The sequence below is a fragment of the Alphaproteobacteria bacterium HT1-32 genome (assembly GCA_009649675.1).
Classification (GTDB): domain Bacteria; phylum Pseudomonadota; class Alphaproteobacteria; order Rhodospirillales; family HT1-32; genus HT1-32.
Genome location: WJPL01000001.1, coordinates 2,246,889 through 2,266,531, shown reverse-complemented (window position 1 = coordinate 2,266,531; position 19,643 = coordinate 2,246,889). Strand labels below are relative to the sequence as shown.

Annotated in this window: 20 protein-coding genes; 8 read left to right on the top strand and 12 right to left on the bottom strand. The window is 57.8% G+C overall.

Annotated features, from left to right (window positions below):
* Positions 1 to 4 precede the first annotated feature (4 nt).
* The 4 genes from uvrC to GH722_10765 form a co-directional block, all read right to left on the bottom strand.
* Positions 5 to 1,903, bottom strand: a complete 1,899-nt coding sequence (gene uvrC, locus GH722_10780) for an excinuclease ABC subunit UvrC (GenBank protein MRG72258.1) — start codon at positions 1,901 to 1,903, stop codon at positions 5 to 7.
* A 353-nt stretch (positions 1,904 to 2,256) separates the two neighbouring features.
* Positions 2,257 to 2,664: a dihydroneopterin aldolase gene (gene folB, locus GH722_10775; protein ID MRG72257.1), complete on the bottom strand. Its 408-nt coding sequence runs from the start codon at positions 2,662 to 2,664 to the stop codon at positions 2,257 to 2,259.
* 44 nt (positions 2,665 to 2,708) lie between these two features.
* The gene (locus tag GH722_10770; GenBank protein MRG72256.1) at positions 2,709 to 3,479 is read right to left on the bottom strand and encodes an SDR family oxidoreductase; all 771 of its coding nucleotides are present in this window, start codon (positions 3,477 to 3,479) and stop codon (positions 2,709 to 2,711) included.
* A gap of 36 nt (positions 3,480 to 3,515) precedes the next feature.
* Positions 3,516 to 4,460, bottom strand: coding sequence for a calcium/sodium antiporter (locus tag GH722_10765; GenBank protein MRG72255.1), 945 nt, complete (start codon positions 4,458 to 4,460; stop codon positions 3,516 to 3,518).
* Between the two features lie 125 nt (positions 4,461 to 4,585).
* Between GH722_10765 and GH722_10760 the strand changes: the two genes are divergently transcribed.
* Entirely contained in the window at positions 4,586 to 6,310 is a 1,725-nt protein-coding gene (locus GH722_10760) for a potassium transporter KefB (protein MRG72254.1), read from the top strand.
* Between the two features lie 9 nt (positions 6,311 to 6,319).
* Here the strand turns inward: GH722_10760 and GH722_10755 are convergent, their stop codons facing one another.
* From GH722_10755 to GH722_10725, 7 genes are all read right to left on the bottom strand, one after another.
* Positions 6,320 to 7,204, bottom strand: coding sequence for an EamA family transporter (locus tag GH722_10755; protein MRG72253.1), 885 nt, complete (start codon positions 7,202 to 7,204; stop codon positions 6,320 to 6,322).
* Entirely contained in the window at positions 7,201 to 7,980 is a 780-nt protein-coding gene (locus tag GH722_10750) for a GNAT family N-acetyltransferase (GenBank protein ID MRG72252.1), read from the bottom strand. The genes GH722_10755 and GH722_10750 overlap by 4 nt, the downstream gene beginning before the upstream one ends.
* A 73-nt stretch (positions 7,981 to 8,053) precedes the next feature.
* Entirely contained in the window at positions 8,054 to 10,165 is a 2,112-nt protein-coding gene (uvrB, locus tag GH722_10745; GenBank protein MRG72251.1) for an excinuclease ABC subunit UvrB, read from the bottom strand.
* Between the two features lie 91 nt (positions 10,166 to 10,256).
* Positions 10,257 to 10,607: a RidA family protein gene (locus GH722_10740; protein ID MRG72250.1), complete on the bottom strand. Its 351-nt coding sequence runs from the start codon at positions 10,605 to 10,607 to the stop codon at positions 10,257 to 10,259.
* A complete protein-coding gene (locus tag GH722_10735) occupies positions 10,600 to 11,004 on the bottom strand; it encodes a hypothetical protein (protein MRG72249.1) in 405 nt (134 codons plus the stop codon). The genes GH722_10740 and GH722_10735 overlap by 8 nt, the downstream gene beginning before the upstream one ends.
* 158 nt (positions 11,005 to 11,162) lie before the next feature.
* Positions 11,163 to 11,870 carry an ImmA/IrrE family metallo-endopeptidase gene (locus GH722_10730; protein MRG72248.1) on the bottom strand — a complete coding sequence of 236 codons (708 nt, stop codon included), beginning with the start codon at positions 11,868 to 11,870 and terminating at the stop codon, positions 11,163 to 11,165.
* The gene (locus tag GH722_10725) at positions 11,870 to 12,205 is read right to left on the bottom strand and encodes a helix-turn-helix domain-containing protein (GenBank protein ID MRG72247.1); all 336 of its coding nucleotides are present in this window, start codon (positions 12,203 to 12,205) and stop codon (positions 11,870 to 11,872) included. Before GH722_10725 ends, GH722_10730 begins: the two co-directional genes overlap by 1 nt.
* A 266-nt stretch (positions 12,206 to 12,471) precedes the next feature.
* On the opposite strand from GH722_10725, the gene GH722_10720 reads away from it, so the two are divergent.
* The 7 genes from GH722_10720 to GH722_10690 all read left to right on the top strand — a co-directional run bounded on the left by GH722_10720 (position 12,472) and on the right by GH722_10690 (position 18,383).
* On the top strand, positions 12,472 to 13,653 hold the full coding sequence (locus GH722_10720; protein MRG72246.1) for an ABC transporter substrate-binding protein: 1,182 nt from the start codon (positions 12,472 to 12,474) through the stop codon (positions 13,651 to 13,653).
* Between the two features lie 94 nt (positions 13,654 to 13,747).
* A complete protein-coding gene (locus GH722_10715) occupies positions 13,748 to 14,668 on the top strand; it encodes a branched-chain amino acid ABC transporter permease (GenBank protein MRG72245.1) in 921 nt (306 codons plus the stop codon).
* A 2-nt stretch (positions 14,669 to 14,670) separates the two neighbouring features.
* Complete coding sequence (locus tag GH722_10710) at positions 14,671 to 15,648, top strand: branched-chain amino acid ABC transporter permease (protein MRG72244.1); 978 nt, start codon at positions 14,671 to 14,673, stop codon at positions 15,646 to 15,648.
* Positions 15,648 to 16,394, top strand: a complete 747-nt coding sequence (locus GH722_10705; GenBank protein MRG72243.1) for an ATP-binding cassette domain-containing protein — start codon at positions 15,648 to 15,650, stop codon at positions 16,392 to 16,394. Before GH722_10710 ends, GH722_10705 begins: the two co-directional genes overlap by 1 nt.
* 1 nt (position 16,395) lies before the next feature.
* Positions 16,396 to 17,094 carry an ATP-binding cassette domain-containing protein gene (locus GH722_10700; GenBank protein MRG72242.1) on the top strand — a complete coding sequence of 233 codons (699 nt, stop codon included), beginning with the start codon at positions 16,396 to 16,398 and terminating at the stop codon, positions 17,092 to 17,094.
* A 6-nt stretch (positions 17,095 to 17,100) separates the two neighbouring features.
* Positions 17,101 to 17,916 carry an alpha/beta fold hydrolase gene (locus GH722_10695; protein MRG72241.1) on the top strand — a complete coding sequence of 272 codons (816 nt, stop codon included), beginning with the start codon at positions 17,101 to 17,103 and terminating at the stop codon, positions 17,914 to 17,916.
* A 5-nt stretch (positions 17,917 to 17,921) separates the two neighbouring features.
* Positions 17,922 to 18,383, top strand: coding sequence for a DUF4863 family protein (locus tag GH722_10690; GenBank protein MRG72240.1), 462 nt, complete (start codon positions 17,922 to 17,924; stop codon positions 18,381 to 18,383).
* Between the two features lie 15 nt (positions 18,384 to 18,398).
* On the opposite strand, the gene GH722_10685 is transcribed toward GH722_10690, so the two are convergent.
* Complete coding sequence (locus GH722_10685; GenBank protein MRG72239.1) at positions 18,399 to 19,613, bottom strand: hypothetical protein; 1,215 nt, start codon at positions 19,611 to 19,613, stop codon at positions 18,399 to 18,401.
* Positions 19,614 to 19,643 lie beyond the last annotated feature (30 nt).

Sequence of the window (19,643 nt, the reverse complement as noted above, 5' to 3'; positions counted from 1 at the left end):
CATGTTAGCCCTCCGGGTGAAAATGGTCATAAATTTTCTGCGCTGTCGACCGGCTGATCCCGTCGACACTTTCCAGATCGCGCAAACCGGCATGTGAAACACCGCGCGCCGAACCGAAATGATGCAACAATGCCTTCTTCCTTTTCGCGCCAATGCCCGGCACCTCGTCGAGAGCAGACTTCTGAATTTGTTTTGAACGTCCCGTCCGGTGCGAACCAATTACAAACCGGTGGGATTCATCGCGCAGACGCTGGAGAAAATACAGAACCGGATCCCGCATCTCCAGACTGAAGGGGTCACGACCCGGTACAAAAAACCGTTCACGTCCGGCATTGCGGTCCGGACCCTTGGCAATCGATGCCACCGCCACATCTTCAATGCCCAGGTCTTCCATCACCTCGACGACCGCGTTCAGCTGCCCCTGCCCCCCATCGATCAGCACAAGGTCCGGCCAGTCACCTTTCTGCCGGTCCGGATCTTCTTTCAGGGCACGCGAGAACCGCCGGGTAAAGACTTCCCGCATCATGCCGTAATCGTCACCGGCTGCGGCCTCCCGGATGCGAAACTTGCGATAGGCTTTCTTGATGAAGCCTTCCGGTCCTGCGACGATCATTGCACCGAAAGCTTCGGTTCCGCTGATATGACTGTTGTCATAGACCTCGATCCGCTCAGGCGGGCTATCCATATCGAAGACTTCCGCAACACCATCGAGTAATCTGCGCTGCGAGGCACTTTCGGCCAGCCGGCGCTCCAGCGCTTCCCGCGCATTCGACATTGCATGAGTAACCAGTTCGCGTTTATCGCCCCGTTCCGGCCGATGCAGCCGCACCTTCCGCTCTGCCTTGACACTCAGCGCTTCCGCCAGCAGCTCTGAATCCGTCGGCATATCGCTGACCAGCACCAGCGGCGGTGGCGGCTTGTTGTCATAGAACTGCGCAATGAAGGCAGAGATGACGTCGGCGATATCATAGGACTTCGCGTTTGCCGGGAAATAAGCCCGGTTACCGTTATTCCGCCCGGCGCGAATAAAAAACACCTGAATGCAGGTCTGTCCCGCGACCTGAAAGGCGGCAATCACATCAGCAGAGTCAACGCTGGCAGGGTTGATATCCTGATGCGACTGAATCATCGCCATCCCGCGAATACGGTCGCGGAATTTCGCTGCCTGTTCAAAATCCAGCCGGTCACTGGCCTCCTGCATTTTTTCGGCCAGGCCTTCCTGAATTCTCTTGCTGGCCCCGGTCAGGAAGGTACGCGCCTCGCCGACCAGCGCACCATAATCCCGGCTGGATATCTTATCGACACAGGGACCACTGCAACGTTTGATCTGAAACAGCAGGCAGGGGCGCGAGCGGTTGGCAAAGACGTTATCGGAACAGGAACGCAGCAGGAATGCCCTCTGCAACGCATTGATCGTACGGTTGACCGCTCCTGCTGACGCAAAGGGGCCAAAAAATTCACCGCTGACCGACCTTGCGCCCCGATGCTTCTTGATCTGCGGATAATCATGGTCACCGGTAATCAGAATATAGGGGAAAGACTTGTCGTCCCGCAGCACGATATTAAAGCGCGGACGCAGCTTCTTGATGAGATTGCTTTCCAGCAGCAGCGCCTCGGCTTCGGTATGCGTGGTGATGAATTCCATCGACCGCGTATCCGAGACCATCCGCATCAGCCGGTTATCCAGCCGCAGGGGCTGGGTATAGGCGACAACACGCTTTTTGAGATTCTTGGCCTTGCCGACATAGAGCACATCGCCGGAAGCCGAGATCATTCGGTAGACCCCCGGACTGTTCGGTAATGTCTTCAGATGCCCCCGGATAACGTCAACGCCTGTCGCGAACGAGGGACGCCCGCCATCGTCACCTGATTTACCGGAATCTGCTGGTTCAATTTCGATCATGACCTGATCTGTATAACCTCTCAGAACCGACTAAGCCATTGATCCGGTTAGGAAGCGATGTGTCTTCTGTCATAAATCCACGACGCCTGTGGATAACCTTGTTGATAGACTGTCAGCCTCCGCCTCATCCCGTGGTATTTCCTAGGTTTCTGGAATGTGCCGAATTATTAGGCAAAATATTCAAGCCATTGATATTATTCATGTAATAATATTACAAGACTGTCATACAAAATCTGAAAAACGCGGAAACACCGAATTTCCAGCGTTGACAGCCGCAAGCTATTGAATGTGCACAGCTTGGCGTTAACCAAGTTCGTCCGGGTAAGGTTTTTTCGGATTAGTCAACTGGGAAATCAGCTGTTTTTACGCTCAATTTCGATTCCGACACTGGCCGCATTTTCAAATACATCGAGCTTTTCAACCCGCACGCGGGCGATGCGCACACGCGGGTCTTTCAGACAGGAAGCAGCAATCCGTTCTGCCAGCGTTTCAACCAGATTTACATGGCCATCCAGAACCAGGCCGGTAACCCGGTTCACGATCTCCTCATAACAGACGACGTTATCAAGATCATCATGCAGAGGCGCTTCAATTTCGCGCACGGCGAGGTCAAGATTTAACCGCACCCGCTGGGGGTTGCCATGTTCGTGCGGATGAACGCCAATGTCGCAGGTCACGACAAGGTCACGGATAAAAACATGGCGCAACGATGCCGTGCTATCTGCCAGTATCAGCGGCTGGACTTTTGCGGCGATTGTCATCTGATCAGCGCTCCTCGACAGCGATCGGGTGTCGGTAACAGGACCTAATTACGCGTGGACGACCCTGGATCGGGCTGCGCCCATCCAAGATGTTCGCCGCCATCAAGCGCAATCATTTGCCCGGTCACTCCATTGGCAGCAAGCAGAAAGCGGACCGCGACGCATATTTCCTGCAGCGTTGTCGCACGTTGCAGCGGCACGGAACGATACTGCGCTTCAAATTCTTCATCTGTCTGATGAATGCTTGGCAGGGTTGGCCCCGGCCCGATTGCATTAACCCGGATACGCGGAGCCAGATCCATTGCCAGGGTTTGCGTAACCGCCCACAAACCCGCCTTGGATGCCGTATAGGACAGAAAATGCGGTGTCAGATTCCACACCCGCTGATCAATGATGTTGATTACGCTGCCGGTCGCCGTTTCTGCCAGTTGCTCCGCAAAAGCCTGAACCAGCTGCACAGGCGCACGCAGGTTGACCGCCTGGTGCAGGTCCCAGTTCTCAACCGTCATGCTGGCTGTCGTATCATACCGGAAAACCGACGCATTGTTCACAAGGGCTGTCAGCGGGCCGGTTTCACTTACTGCCCGGTCGATCAGTGTTGCCGTCTCGGCGGCGTCCGCCAGATTGGCTGACAACGCGACCGCGCTGCCGCCAGTCTCCGTGATTTCATCAACAACCGCATCCGCCTCATCAGCGGATCCGTTGTAATGGATCGCCACTGTCCAGCCATCTGCCGCCAGATCAAGTGCGACAGAGCGGCCGATTCGGGCAGCAGCACCCGTTATCAGTACGGCACGCCGGGTCGTCTTCGTCATGAATGTCGATCCATCCCGTAACGTCGAAAAGAAAGTCTAGAGAACCGGTTTGATCGCGTAGAACTGCGCAAGGATATAATAGGTATAGAAGCCCAGAAATCCGACACCGACCACACGACCGATTGTCCGTCCGGCCCACATCATGACGATCAGCATCAGGGTCGCAAGCAGCACAACCGGCAGATCGAAGGTCATGAAGGACTGATCAACCGGCAGGTCTGTCACCAGCGACACCACACCACCGATCCCCAGCATGTTGAACATATTGGAGCCGACAATATTACCCAGCGCCACATCGGCATGGCGACGCAGCGCGGCGACCACAGAAGTCGCCAGTTCCGGTACAGATGTACCGAACGCGACAAGCGTCAGGCCAATGGCAGCCTCGCTGACGCCGACGGCGCGGGCAACAAAAACAGCCCCCTCAACCAGAATGTCGGCACCAAAGACCACACCGGCAATACCGCCGAACAGCATGGCAATCGCCAGCGGAATACTGTGCGGTACAGCATCCACATCATCCGCGAGGGTGGAGTCAGATGACCGTTCCCGCCACCAGGAATAAACAAGGAAAGCCACAAACAGCACGACCAGAATGATCCCGGCCATTTTTCCCAGCATGCCGAAATAACAAAGCCCGACGAAGGACAGCGTACCGACAATCATCACCATGCTGTCAGAAGCAGAACCGTCCGACTTTGTGGCAAAAGGCAGGATCATCGCCGTCGCGCCAATGATCAGCAGAATATTCGCTATGTTGGAGCCGACGATATTACCAACCGCAAGTCCGGGAACACCGGTCAACGCCGCATCCAGTGAAACAACCAGCTCCGGCGCCGACGTACCGAAGGCAACAATGGTCATACCGATGACCATCTTTGAAACGCCAACACGTTCAGCCAGACCAACTGCGCCACGAACGAGTATCTCAGCTCCGCCCAGCAACAGGACGAGCCCGCCAATCGTCTGCAAGGCTGCTATCAGAATAGTTCCATCCCCCGGGTTATGAATGCTTCCCCGGATAAAGGGGCATCCAAATATTATCTTAACTCAGTAGTGTTAATCGTAGGTTTCATCGCAACCTGCAAGTCTGAACTATATCGGAAATGCCAGTCGTAACCACAAGACCTTGTGGTCCGATTGATCGATTGTACGATGAAGCGGGAGGGTTGATCGGGAAGAGCATGCACGAGACAGGGTTTATTCAGGAAATAGTCATTTTGATCGGCGCGGCCGTAATTGCCGTTCCGATTTGCCAGAAACTGCGGGTTGGCTCTGTGCTCGGCTATCTGTTCGCCGGGCTTGTGGTCGGTCCGTTCGGTCTGACACTGGTTTCCGATGTTGAGGCCATCAAGGCCATCGGCGAGCTTGGCATCGTCTTTCTGCTGTTCGTCATCGGCCTGGAGCTTCCGATTGAACGTCTGAAACGAATCGGACTGGCGACCTATGGGCTGGGGAGCCTGCAAATTCTTGTCACCATGAGCGCCATCGGGCTGGTTGCCTGGCTGCTTGACTTCAATATCGTTGCGGCTGTTGTCATCGGTGGCGCGCTGGCCCTTTCCTCGACCGCCATTGTCATTGAAACCCTGCGGTCCCGCCAGCAGACGCGCAGCGCCCTTGGTCGCGTCGCTATCGCCATCCTGCTGTTGCAGGACCTTGCCGTCAGCCCGCTGCTGGTTGTCATCGAGGTTACCGGCAACAGCGTCTCGCAGTCACTGGACGCTAACCTTGCAGCAGAACTGGGACTGGCCGCCGTCAAAGGCATGATCGCAATCGGTATCATCATGATCATCGGCCGGCTACTCCTCAGCCCCCTGCTGCGCATCGTTGCCGGTGCGCGCTCTCCCGAACTGTTCGTCGCCAGTGTGCTGCTGGTCGCGCTTGGCACCAGTTACTTCACGGAACAGGCCGGCCTTTCGCTGGCTTTCGGTGCTTTTCTGGCCGGCATGTTGCTGGCCGAAACTGAATACCGCCATCAGGTCGCCGCTGACATCGAACCTTTCCGGGGTATTCTGCTCGGTCTGTTTTTCATGACCGTCGGCATGTCCATCGACATGCTGTTCGCCCTTGATCATATCCTGGTCATCGTTGGGCTGGTCATTGCTATCATGGCTGGCAAGGGCGCTTTGATCTTTGGGTTGGGACGGCTGTTTGGCATTGAAAAGTGGCGGGCGATTCGCCTCGGTGCGCATCTTTGTCAGGGTGGTGAGTTCGGTTTTGTGTTGTTTGCCCTGGCCGCAGACAACGGCATTCTGACCCGGGAAGCCTCGCTCAGCCTTGTGGTCGCTGTGGCGATCTCGATGGCTCTGACACCGCTGATCCTGTCACAGGGGCTCCGCTGGCTGGAGCAGATGGAAAGCAAGGGCACCAGCGACAGTGAAGAACTCGCCGCTGAGGCTGATGGTGTTGCCAATCATACGATCATCGTTGGCTATGGTGAAGTCGGCGGCATTGTTGCCCGGCTGCTGAAAGCCCGTGAATTGCCCTATCTTGTGCTGGATATGAGCCCCCGTGTCATCAAGGAAGCCCGCAGTCATGGTGAGCCGGTCTTCTATGGTGACGCAACCATCGGTTCCGTACTCGAAGCCGCTCAGGCCGGAACCGCACATGCCGTGGTGATCTCAACACGTACCCCGCAGGTCGCAATCAGGGTGCTGCGGGCTGTCCGCGAACATTTTCCGGACTTGCCCGTCTTCGCCCGCGGCGGCAACGAGATAACGGTTTCCGAACTGCGCAAGGCAGGCATCACCGACGCCATTCCCGAAACACTGGATTCCGGGCTTCGGCTGGTAGGTGCCGTGCTGGACGAAATCGACAGACGCGACAGCTGAACCGCCGGCTCAGGGGCCGCCGCCCGTGATTTTCTTGCCAAGCCGCGCTTCACGCTGAGCGATATAAAGGGTAGAGGCGATAATTACGGAGGCTCCGATATAGGTGTAGATATCCGGCACCTCGGCAAACAGCAGGAAGCCACCGACCGCTGCAAACAAAACCCGGAGATAGGTAAAGGGAGCCACGACGCTGGCCTGCCCCGCGGCAAATCCCTTGATGTCCGCATAGGAACGGGTCGTCCCGCACAGAATCACCGCCAGCAGCATGAAACATTGCGGCAGATCCGGCCATATCCATACGGAAACACCTGCCGGCAATGTGCAGACCGACGATACACCCGTTACATACATCATCATGGTCGCAGGCGATTCGGTGCGGGCCAGCACTTTGGTGATGATCAGACCGAAAGCGAAACAGATCGCAGCCAGCAGGGCGAACAGCATTGCCGGGTCAACGCCCTCCAGCGAGGGCCGGACAACAATGATGGTTCCGCAAAAACCAACCAGCGTCGCCCCCCAGCGCCGCCAGCCGACATCTTCACGCAACAGCACCGCTGCCAGCCCGGTAACGAACAAGGGTGTGGAGAAAAACAGCACGGTAACTGTCGCCAGCGGCAACTGCGTAATGGCGTGATAGCCGGACAACATGGCAATCGCCGTCAACACTCCCCGCAGCACATGCCAGTGCCATTTGGGCGTCCACAAATGGCCGACACCTTCCCGCAGGATGAAGGGAATAACGATACAAAGACTGCCCAGCGAGCGCACAAAGGTAATCTGCCAGGAATCAATGCCGGTCTGGGCCACTGCTTTGATGCCCATACTCATGCCCGCAGCACCAGCCGACGCCAGACAGATCCAGAGCGCGCCCCGGAGATTGTCCGTAAGTTTCATGAAGGCGCCACGCGGTAATGGTAACCATAGGCAGGCACAAAACCCGCACGCTCATAAAGACGCGACGCCGGTTCGTTGTCGGACTCGACCTGAAGGATGGCCTTTGTTGCCCCGGCCCCCCTTGCCCAGTCTGCCAGCCCTCGCAGAATTGCCGCTGCATGACCCGCCCGCCGGTGATCCGGTACGGTCTGCATACCCTGAATCGTCAGCCAGCCATTCTGCAGAACACCCACTCCAGCCGCGACCGGCTGCCCGTCCTTCATGGCCACCGCGAAACGACGTGCCACGGAAATCCGCCGCATGATTTCGATATAGCGGTTTCGCTTCGCATGGTCCTCACCTTCCAGATAGGCCGTCCGCCACTGTTCGGTGTCCTTTGAGGCCAGAGACACATCGGCCTCCGACCCACTGATGCCGGCAACCGCTGCCAGATCTGCTGTCCGTACCTCGGAGCTGCCTTCAGCTGTAAATCCCCGGTCTTCCAGCGCGGCATCAAGGCCGGAGGGTGCACTTGCCGCGGTGATCGTAAAACAGCAGGGCAGGTTGTGTTTGCGATAGAAATGGGTCGCGGAAAGCACCCGGACATCGAGCGACAGATTACCTTCCGCCCGCAATGGCAGCACCGAATTGGCGCGCCGCGTTACGCCATGGTTATAGCGAAACAGCCAGCCGAAATGCTGCTCGGTGACCTCTGCCGGCCAGGCCAGCGCATTGCGTCTGTCATGTTCAGTGATCTGGTCGATGGGAAGGGTCGCTGTGATCGTCTCGGACATCATTCACCGGTATGGTTGAAAATACATTACGACCGACCTGCCGGGATTTGGAAAGCACAACCCACCTTGCCCCGGATCAGGGGCCGCGACGTTTACGAACCTTCTCGGTTTCCTTTGCCCGTGCCGGTGCGATTCCCGGCCGGTCCAGCCCCAGTTCCATGGCCTCCAGACGGCGAATTTCATCGCGCAGTCTGGCAGCTTCCTCGAACTCCAGATTTGAGGCGGCTTCACGCATCTCCTTTTCGATATCCGCGATAACGGTCTTCAGATTATCCCCGATCGCATGCTGGCGCTTCGACGCCCCCGTACCGACCGTGACATAGTCTTTCTCTGCGACACTGTTCAGAACATCGGAAATGGCCGTTCGCACACTCTCCGGCGTGATACCGTTCGCCTCGTTATAGGCCTGTTGTTTTTCACGACGCCGGTTGGTCTCACCAATCGCATAATCCAGCGAGTCCGTCATCTTGTCGGCATACAGAATGACACGGCCATCCAGATTACGGGCTGCCCGGCCAATTGTCTGAACCAGCGAGGTGCGTGACCGCAGGAAGCCTTCCTTGTCCGCATCCAGAATTGCAACAAGCGCACATTCCGGAATATCCAGACCTTCGCGCAGCAGGTTGATACCGACGAGGACATCAAACGCACCGAGACGCAGGTCGCGGATGATCTCAATCCGTTCGAGCGTGTCGATATCGGAATGCAGATAGCGGACCCGGATACCGTTATCATGCAGATATTCGGTCAGATCCTCGGCCATTCGCTTGGTCAGGGTCGTCACCAGAACCCGTTGTCCCTTGGCCGCACAGTCCCGGCATTCTGCCAGCAGGTCATCAACCTGCTTTTCCACGGGGCGAATGATGCAGACCGGGTCAATCAGACCGGTCGGGCGAATCACCTGTTCGACGAAGACACCACCGGTCTGCTCGATTTCCCACTTGCCGGGCGTTGCCGAGACAAACACCGACTGTGGCCGCATCCGTTCCCATTCCTCGAATTTCAGGGGCCGGTTATCCATGCAGGAGGGCAGACGGAAGCCATGTTCCGCCAGGGTTGTCTTGCGCGCATAATCACCACGATACATACCCCCGATCTGCGGCACGGTGACATGGCTCTCATCAACGATCAGCAGCGCATTATCGGGCAGATATTCAAATAATGTCGGCGGCGGCGACCCCGGCGGGCGGCCGGTGAGATAGCGGGAATAATTCTCAATCCCGGCACAGGAACCGGTTGCTTCCATCATCTCGATATCAAACCGGGTACGCTGTTCCAGACGCTGCGCTTCCAGCAGGCGGCCATTGGCTTCAAGATCGGCCAGCCGTTCCTTCAGTTCGACCTTAATCTGCGAGACGGCCTGATTCATGGTCGGGCGCGGCGTCACATAGTGACTGCCGGGATAGATCACGACCTTTTCCAGATCGGCGACGCTTTCCCCGGTCAGCGGGTCGAATTCCTGAATCGTCTCGATTTCGTCGCCAAACAGATCAATCCGCCAGGCCCGGTCTTCAAGGTGCGCCGGGAAAATCTCGATCACATCCCCCCGGACGCGAAATGTGTTCCGATGAAAATTCGCGTCATTGCGTTTGTATTGCAGCGCCACGAATTCCTTCAGGATATCAGAGCGGTTGATTGACTGACCGACACTCAGCGGAACGGTCATCTGGGAATAGGTTTCGACCGAACCGATACCGTAAATACAGGACACCGACGAGACGATGATGACATCATTGCGTTCCAGCAGGGCGCGGGTCGCGGAATGCCGCATCCGGTCAATCTGCTCGTTAATTGATGCGTCTTTCTCGATATAGGTATCGGTGCGCGGAACATAGGCTTCCGGCTGATAATAGTCGTAATAGCTGACGAAATATTCCACCGCATTATGCGGGAAGAACTGTTTCATCTCGCTGTAAAGCTGGGCAGCCAGGGTTTTGTTCGGAGCCAGCAGCAATGCCGGCCGTTGAATCGCTTCCACCACATTGGCCATGGTGTAGGTCTTGCCCGACCCGGTCACCCCGAGCAGAACCTGATCGCGCTCCTTGCCCTCAATGCCGGCCAGCAGTTCGGCAATCGCCTGCGGCTGATCACCGGACGGCGTATAGTCCGAAACCAGTTCGAATTTTGCGCTGCCTTCGACCGGCGGGCGGCTTTCGGGAATGAAGATGGGTGCGTCGACGGAGTTCATGACGTGGTTATAGGTATGCAGACCAGAGTTTGCGAGTCCCTGCTGCTGTCACCTTGTGTCAGCAGTCGGCCCGATGTCCGGATCATCACCTTCAGTCTGTGCCCTGTAACGCCGTCAGTTTGATTTCCACCAGATCACCCGGTGCCAGATCGGTCCCGACACAGGCCCGGCAGGGCCAGCCATCTTCGGGCAGCATTTCACACCAGACGGCATCCATCTCCGCTTTCGCCGACATATCCTTCAGATAGACCACCGCCTCCACCAGATGATGAAAATCAGTGCCGGCTTCAGCCAGTGTTTCCGCCAGTTTGTTCAATGTGGCGCGAGTCTGCCCGGCAACGGTATCTCCGGCACCGGTGGCCACGGCCCAGACCAGACCATTCGCTGCCACAGCCTTGCAACGCCCTGCATAGGGGCCGGCATAGCGCGTGATTTCAGACATCTCTGTATTTCTCCTCCATGATCAGCAGCCAGATACCCTGCCCGTTCGGACGGCAGCCGACAACGGTCAAACCAGCCGTCCGGTCAAACAGATGCAGCCCGGCGGTCATATCGATGAGCGACACCGGTTCCGGTGAAAGGGCAAACCACCGGCGTCCTGCCTGCACAGCCCCGTAAGCCAGGTCCTTCAGGCCACCACGGGTAAAGGCCGGTGAGGCACTGCGTCCGGGCAGTATCACCTCACCCGATACCCATCCCTCCCCGCCGGGAAACACGCGGGTTGCCCGGCGAGTGGCAAAAGCCCGGCGAACCGCCCGTTCGGTCATCAGCGTACGCAACATCACCCCCGGCAATGCCAGAGGTGCCCAGCCATGAACGGGAGTGTCAGATATCGGCATATCCGCCCTCCCCTTCCAAACACACAGCCAGTCGCCGGAGGTTCCCGGCATTCAGGCCTTCTGAAAGACGGAGAAGACTCCATTCCTGATACGCAAATCCGCTGATCTGCGTACTTTTGGGTGAAGGGGCTGACGACAACAGATATATCCGCATGATCTCAGCGCCGGGAAAGTCTGCGTGGGCGCCGGAGAACACCAAGTTGCCGCAGCCGGACAGTCGCCGCTGACCAGGAGACAATGAAATGCTCCGTCACACCGGCGATCAGCACGCGGTCATGGTCTTCTGCGGTCTGGTCCGCACTGTGATTGATCTCGCTCAGCACATCCGCGACGGCATGATAAGGCATCAGCAGGGCCCCGGCCGCGTAATTGGCCTGCCACTCCATCCAGTCCACATCGTGGCGGGCCGGCTTGTGATCCACTGGCAGCTCAGGCGGCATGGCAAGGCCGTTCACGGGCGCAGGCTGTTCCGGCATGACCGGCCCAGCATCCTTTCGCCAGAGCGGGGCATGCAGCAGAACATGGCCATATTCATGGGCCAGCGTCATCCGCAACCGGCGTTCCCGGCGCGGGTTTTCAGCCAGTTTGCTGTCGATACGCACCACCGGCAGGCGGTCCGGGAAAAAGTCCGTAAAACCTTCGACATCTTCTCCTTCCGCCGACAGGTCAGCGAATTCATCAAAATCGCTGGTATCCCGTTCGATCAGCTTCTTCAGATCCTCGGTCTCCAGCGGGAAGCGGGCGCGGCCATACAGGTCTTCAAGAAACTGCCGGACAGTCGCCGTGCAGAGCTTCTCAATCTCACCTTTGGCGAAGACCGGACGGGCCGGGAGCCTGCCGGTCGTGTCACGGGCATACCAGGGCATCAGTCAGCGCCCTCCATGCCGGTCATGCTGCGGCGAAAAGCACGCATGCATCGTTCAACAACCTCGGCAGAGGCGGCATGGTCACGGATGTCCGCCGGCAGAGAACCGGACAGAAAATGCAGATAGTCTGCGCTTTCTCCCAGAATCTCAGCAAATTGTTCGATCAGATGGTCGGAACGGGGGGAACGCCGGTCATGCTCGATATCATTCAGATATTGCGGTGAGATCGCCCGGCCATCCTCAAGCAGCACCTGGCTTGCCAGCTCACGCTGACTGAAGCCGTTGCGCTTGCGCGCTGTGACGATGGCATCGCCAAATGTTGTCCGGTCTATCATGCCTGCTCCTGTCGAGAGGCCGAGACTATGCGCATCGCGATATTGTCGCAACGAAAAAAGTTCTTGTTTTGTTCTTTTTTGCAAAGCCATTGCACCCAAAAGTATTTCATGCTTAAAATATCTCTCTAAGGCTGACTGGCTAAGGCTTGCATAGAGCGGGCAAGCGAGTAGGCTTTCCAGAGAGCGCCGCGCATAGCTGAAAAAAAAGCAACGAGAAAAGCAGGCTGGCGGCGCATCAGACAGGGCGAAAACAGGGAGTCCCACTTATGAAAAAGCTTCTCATGATGGCTGCTGCTGCGTCGATGGTCGCGACCACCGCATTTGCAGCCGACAAGGTCAAAATCGGATTTGTAACGACAATGACAACCCCGGCCGGCGTTATCGGTCAGGACATGGTTGATGCCGTAAACCTCGCGCTGGAAGATATCGGCGGCAAGATGGCCGGGCTTCCGGTTGAACTGATTCTTGAAGATGACGGTTTCAAGCCGGACGTCGGCAAGCAGAAGACCGACAAGCTGGTGAAACAGGACGATGTTGATTTCGTCGCCGGGTTCATCTGGTCGCATGTCCTTCTGGCATCCCAGAAGTCAGCCCTCGACGCGGGCAAGTTCCTGATCAGCTCGAACGCCGGGCCGTCCCAGATGGCTGGCAAGCTCTGCCACAAGAACTTCTTCTCGACCTCCTGGCAGAATGACCAGACCCCGATGGCCATGGGTGAAGTGCTGAACAAGAAGGGCGTCAAGAAGCTCTACCTGATGGCCCCGAACTATGCAGCCGGTAAAGACATGACGGCAGGCGTGGAACGTACCTTCAAGGGCGAGATTGTCGGCAAGGACCTCACGAAATGGGGTAAGGACGCACAGCTCGACTTCTCTGCAGAACTGGCGAAAGCCAAGGCTTCCGGTGCAGAAGGCATCTTCATCTTCTATCCGGGCGCTGCCGGTCCGGCTTTCATCCGCCAGTATCAGCAGGCCGGTCTGAAAGACAGCATCCCGCTTTACTCCACCTTTACCGTCGATGCCCTGGCCCTGCCGAAACTGCAGGCTGCCAATATGGACGGTGTTCTCGGCTCGCAGATGACCCAGTTCTGGTCACCGGATCTGGACAATGCTCAGAACAAGAAGTTCGTCGATGGCTTCAAGAAGAAGTACGGCAAGTACCCCTCCTTCTATGCCGCGCAGTCCTATGACACGATCTTCATGATCAAGGACGCGGTGGAAGCTGTGAAAGGCGACCTGAAAAACATGGACGGCATGCGTGCCCGGATGGAAATGGCTGACTTCCCGTCAGTTCGTGGCAAGTTCAACTTCGGCAAGAACCACTTCCCGATCCAGAACTTCTACGTCCGTGATGTCGTGGCCGATGCCGATGGTGTCTGGACAACGAAGATTTCCGGTATTGCTCTGGAAAATCATCAGGATTCATACGCCACTCTCTGCAAGAGCTGATATCGCTCCTGCGATGAACGCCTGACGGTCGGGGGCGCTCTGGCGCCCCCGCACCTGCCAATCCCGTATTCATCACCAAGCCAGAATACCAGACATGGATACAGGACTTCTCCTCATACAGTTACTGAACGGGCTGCAACTCGGCATCCTGTTGTTTTTGCTCGCCGCCGGCCTGACGCTGGTTTTCGGAATCATGGATTTCGTCAATCTCGCACATGGCTCCCTCTATATGATGGGCGCCTTCTTCTGCGCGACGCTGGCACAACTCACCGGCTCTTTCCTGCTGGCGATCCTGCTCTCGATCCCCGCCGTCATTCTGCTGGGAATTGTCGTCGAGATGATCGCTGTGCGGACGCTTTACTCCCGCGACCATCTTGATCAGGTGCTGGCGACCTTCGGCCTGATCCTGTTCTTCGACGGCCTTGTCCATCTGTTCTGGGGCACCTCCGGCATGACCGTGCCCCTGCCCGACTGGCTCGAAGGTCAGGTTGAGATCGGCACTTTTGTCTTCCCGTCTTTCCGCATTCTTATCATAGCAACCGGTCTGCTGGTTGCCCTTGGCCTCTATCTTGTCGTCACCCGCACCCGCATCGGCATGCTGATCCGCGCCGGTGCCTCAAACCGGACGATGGTCGGGGCGCTTGGAATTGATGTCAAAACCCTGTTCACCCTGGTCTTCGCCGGTGGTGCGGCACTGGCCGGGCTGGCCGGCATGATGATTGCCCCGATCACCGAGGCCAGTATCGGAATGGGCAATCAGATCATCATCGTGGCCTTTGTCGTTATCATCATCGGCGGGATCGGCTCGATCAAAGGCGCGTTCATCGCCGCCCTGATTGTTGGCCTGATCGACACCCTCGGCCGTTCATTCCTCGATGACCTGCTGACCGTCGCCATGTCGACAGAGGCCGCCGAAACAGCGGCCCCGGCATTGTCGGCCATGCTGATCTATATCCTGATGGCGGCGATCCTGGCCTTCCGGCCTCAGGGTCTTTTCCCGCCGAAGGGGCGCTGAGAATGTTGTCACCTGTTTCCTGGCGACTGCGTGAATGGGTCACCGCTGTCAGCCTTCTCGTTCTGGCCTTTGCACCAGCTATCTTCACCGCCATTGACGAGCCGTTTTATCTCGACCTGCTGAGCCGTGCGCTGATCTTCGCCATTGCCGCGATCAGTCTTAATCTTGTGCTTGGCTATGGCGGCATGATCAGCTTCGGCCATGCGGCCTATCTCGGGCTTGGTGCCTATTGTGTCGGCATCCCGGCCTATTACGACATCTACGACGCCTCCGTACATATCCCGCTCGCCATTGGCGTGGGAGCCCTGTTTGCGCTGATCACCGGTGCCATCAGCCTGCGTACGAAGGGCGTCTATTTCATCATGATTACCATGGCGTTCTCGCAGATGGTGTATTTCGCCCTGGTCTCGCTCGACGAATATGGCGGGGATGACGGACTGGTCATCAACCTGCGCAGCGAACTGCCGCTTGATCTGGGTTTCTGGTCTTTCGACATGGAAGACGATGTTCATCTCTATTATCTGATTTTGATCTCCCTGGTCGCCGCCCTGTTTATCGTCAGCCGGCTGGTCGGCTCCCGTTTCGGCATGGTCATCCGCGGGGCGAAAGACAACGAACGCCGGATGCAGGCAATCGGCTTCGACACCTATCGCTACCGGCTCATCTGCTATGTCATTTCCGGCGCGATGTGTACCTATGCCGGGGCGCTGCTCGGCAATTTCACCAGCTTCATCTCACCGGAGATGATGGACTGGGCGCGATCCGGTGAACTGATCTTCATGGTCGTACTGGGAGGGGCCGGCAGTATCTTTGGCCCGGTCCTCGGTGCCCTGGGCTACCTGCTGGCCGAGGAAACTCTGTCTTCCATGTTTGAAAACTGGCACATCGTCTTCGGTCCGATTCTGATTATCATCGTCCTGTTTGTCCGTGGCGGCATTGATGGCCTGCTGGGATCAAAGCGTCCGGGGGGAGAAGGCTGATGGCCCTGCTCAGGATCGAGGACCTCCGCAAAAGCTTTGGCGGTGTTACCGCCACCGATAACGTCAATCTGGATGTCACCGAAAACGAAATCCACGCGATTATCGGCCCGAACGGTGCTGGAAAAACCACCCTTATCTCCCAGCTTTCCGGCGAACAATATCCGGATTCCGGGCGAATTATCTTCGACGGACGGACCATCACGCGGTCCACGGCCTATCGCCGGTCGCATCTTGGTCTGGCCCGGTCTTTCCAGATTACCAGCGTCTTTCAGTCGATGACGGTATTGCAGAATGTCGCTCTCGCCGTGCAGGCCCACAGCGGTCATTCCTTCCGGTTCTGGAAAGCAGCCGGACAGGATCCGGAACTGACCGGACCGGCAGAACAGGCACTGGCCCGCGTTGGCCTGACCGACCGCCGGCAGGATCTGGTCTCCAACCTGTCGCATGGCGAAAAGCGACAGCTTGAGATTGCCATGGCACTGGCAACCAGCCCGAAGATGCTGCTGCTTGATGAACCAATGGCCGGTATGGGGCCGGAAGAGTCACAACGCATGGTTCAGGTGCTGCAAAGCCTGAAGGGCGAAAAGACGATGCTGCTGATCGAGCATGACATGGATGTCGTCTTCGCGCTGGCAGACCGGATTTCCGTCCTGGTCTATGGCCAGATCATCGCGTCCGGCTCGCCCGAAGAGGTCCGCAACGATGACGCGGTAAAGCGTGCCTATCTTGGTGACGAGGCAGCCTGACATGCTGAAAGTCGAAAATATCGAAACATTCTATGGCTCCAGTCAGGTCCTGTTCGGCATGTCACTGGAAGTTGGCGAAGGCGAAGTCGTCACCCTGCTCGGCCGCAACGGCATGGGGAAGACGACGACCGTCAACTCCATCATGGGCATCGTGCCGACACGCGGTCATATTGAATTCAATGGTCAGCCGATTGCCGGGCAACCCTCCTTTCGCATCGCCAAGGCCGGGCTCGGGCTGGTGCCGGAAGGCCGCCAGATATTCCCCAACCTGACGGTCAGCGAAAACCTGATCGCAACCGCCGCCAACCGGTCCGGCAGAAAAGACAGCTGGACCATCGAACGGGTGTTCGAAATGTTCCCCGAACTGCGGGCGCGGGCGGGTTCCATGGGTAATCTGCTCTCCGGCGGCGAACAGCAAATGCTGGCCATCGGACGGGCCCTGATGACCAATCCTCATCTGCTCATCCTTGATGAAGCGACCGAGGGTCTGGCCCCGCTGATCCGCCAGATCATCTGGTCCTGTCTGGAACGTCTGAAAGCCGAGGGACAGTCGATCCTTGTCATCGACAAGAACGTCCGGGACCTGACACGGATTGCCGACCGTCACGTCGTGATTGAAAAAGGTGTCGTCGCCTGGACCGGCAGCTCAGCGGACCTTGCCTCGAATGATGAAATTCTGCACCGCTATCTGGGTGTCTGACGGCTGATGACGGATCTCGCCGAACGCACGCCGGAAGATGTGCGGTTCGCCGATATCGGCGGCGAGCGGATTGAATATCGCTGGCTGGGCCTGCAACAAGTCGATCACCCCGTTCTGGTCTTTCTGCATGAGGGGCTGGGATGCGCCGGTCTGTGGCGCGACATTCCCGACACCATTGCGGCCGCAAGCGGTTGCAGCGCTCTCGTGTTCAGCCGCCGGGGATATGGCAACTCCGATCCGGTTGATCTGCCCCGGCAACCCGCTTTCATGCATGACGAAGCACTCGACATGCTGCCTGCCGTTCTCGATCATTTCAGCATCCGCAATGCGATCCTGATCGGACATAGCGACGGCGGCTCCATTGCCCTGATCCATGCCGGTTCCGATGTCGCAGGCGGGCGTATTCTGGGTCTGGTGACCCTTGCCGCCCACGTCTTCAACGAAGATGCCTGCCGGCGGGGCATCGAGGCCGCCCGTACTGCCTATGAAGACACCGACCTGCGTGAACGGCTGTCCCGCTATCACGGGAAGAATGTCGATATCGCCTTTCGCGGCTGGAATGATGTCTGGCTGAGTGACGGTTTCCGGGACTGGAACATTGAGGAGTTCCTGCCGGACATTACGGTTCCGCTTCTCGCCATTCAGGGTGAGAAGGACGAATACGGCACCGAAGCACAGGTCAAATCGATCGTTTCCACCGTCTCCGGCCCGGCAGAGGCCTGGATGGTTGCGGGTTGCGGGCATTCACCCCATCTGGAAAACCGGGACGAAGTAGCAGAGCGTATCGTCGAGTTTATCACCCCCCTCTTGCAAAAGGACTGATCATCATGCAGCGCGAGGAATTCACCGAAATTCTGACACCCGTGATTGATACCGTGAAGGGATCAGAATGGAACACCACTCTTGAAACCGAGCTGAACAGCCGTTTTCCGGCTGATGGCAAGGTTGTTCAGGCCATCACCACCGCCTGTCATGCAGCCATTGAAGATGGCTGGATGTGCCGGCATGGAGAAGCGCCGCTGAAATATGGCCGGGTTATCAAGCCCGGTGACGCAACCGCTGGTATGAGCGTGGATGTCGTCGACATGACCGATATCGCCGGACCGCGCCACACCCACCCCAATGGCGAAGTCTGCCTGACCATGCCCGTCGACAGCAGCGCCACCTTTGACGGAGCCGGGGCCGGCTGGTCCGTCAACACACCCGGGAGCGCCCATCGCCCGACCGTTAAAGATGGCCGCGCTCTTGTGCTCTATCTGCTGCCCGATGGTGCCATTGATTTTGGCTGAGCCCGGCGATGCTGCTCATCCGCCGATGACTGACCCCAGTGTCTTGCTTTTCTCGACGGTTTCCTGCCATTCCTCTGATGGGACAGAACCGTCGACCAGGCCTGCACCGACATACAGATAGACAGTCCGCCCGATAATCTGTGCCACCCGCAGATTGACGAACAGGTCTGACGACCCGCCGATATTCAGCGGGCCGAGATAGCCGCAATAATAATCCCGTTCATAGCCTTCTTCTGCGGCCAGAAAGTCGATGGCTTTCTGCCGGGGCATGCCGCAGACAGCAGAGGTCGGGTGCATTTCGCGCAGCAGATGATTACAGGCATTTCTGAATGCACGGTCATCGGCAAAGTCCCCGGCATTCGCCGGCACCGTGAAGACAGACCGAAGATGCGCCAGGTTGGCCGCACGGACGGTACGCGGTCCGGCTTCCTGATAGGTATGAAAACCACAGGTTTCAAACCGGGTGCGCATATAACGACAGACCAGCGCCTGTTCCTCGATGAATTTGCCGCGCCAGCTCACAGCGTCCACATCGGCATCCGCATCCAGCGTCTGCGTTCCCGCAAGCGCCATGGTCCGGGCGCTTGCATCATCGACCGAAAGCAGACGCTCCGGCGTCGCGACAACCCAGCAGCCAATTCCCGGCAACAGGGTCAGACAGACAAAAGCCGCCGGATATTTCACCCTCAGCTTGTCGAACAGATCCAGCAGGTCGCCATCACCCGGCAGATCAACAGCGACCGCCCGCGAGCCCACGGCTTTTTCAATCTCACCACGATGGATTGCCGCCAGTGTCTTTTCGACCAGACCTTCATAATGCGCGCGATCGACAATCACCGGCGGTTCAGCCGACGACCCGTCAGCCGTCACGCGCCTGTCGTCCTCGCCGATCCCGTCCAGCAGGCTGGCAAAGTCAGTCTGGGCCGCGGTAACCGGGACATCATGCGACGTGCCATCCGGTCCGATAAACTCTGCCCGGCCATCCCGGATCAGCAGATCAGCCCGGATCAGTTCAGCCGCATCACCATCAAAATTATCATACCGGGAGAAGGCAAAGGCCGGACGGTTATCAGCGAAGTCCACCGCCCCTTTCGACCATCCACCAGGAAGTGAGATCAGCAGGTCTGTCGATGTGGCATCAGGCAGCCGCCAGAGAGCGACAGCAGCATTTCGGGACTGGGCAGCGGCAACCGCACGGCGAAGAAGCATCGGAGAGGACATGGTCGACATATGCTCGGCTGTTTCGAAAAATCGGGCAGC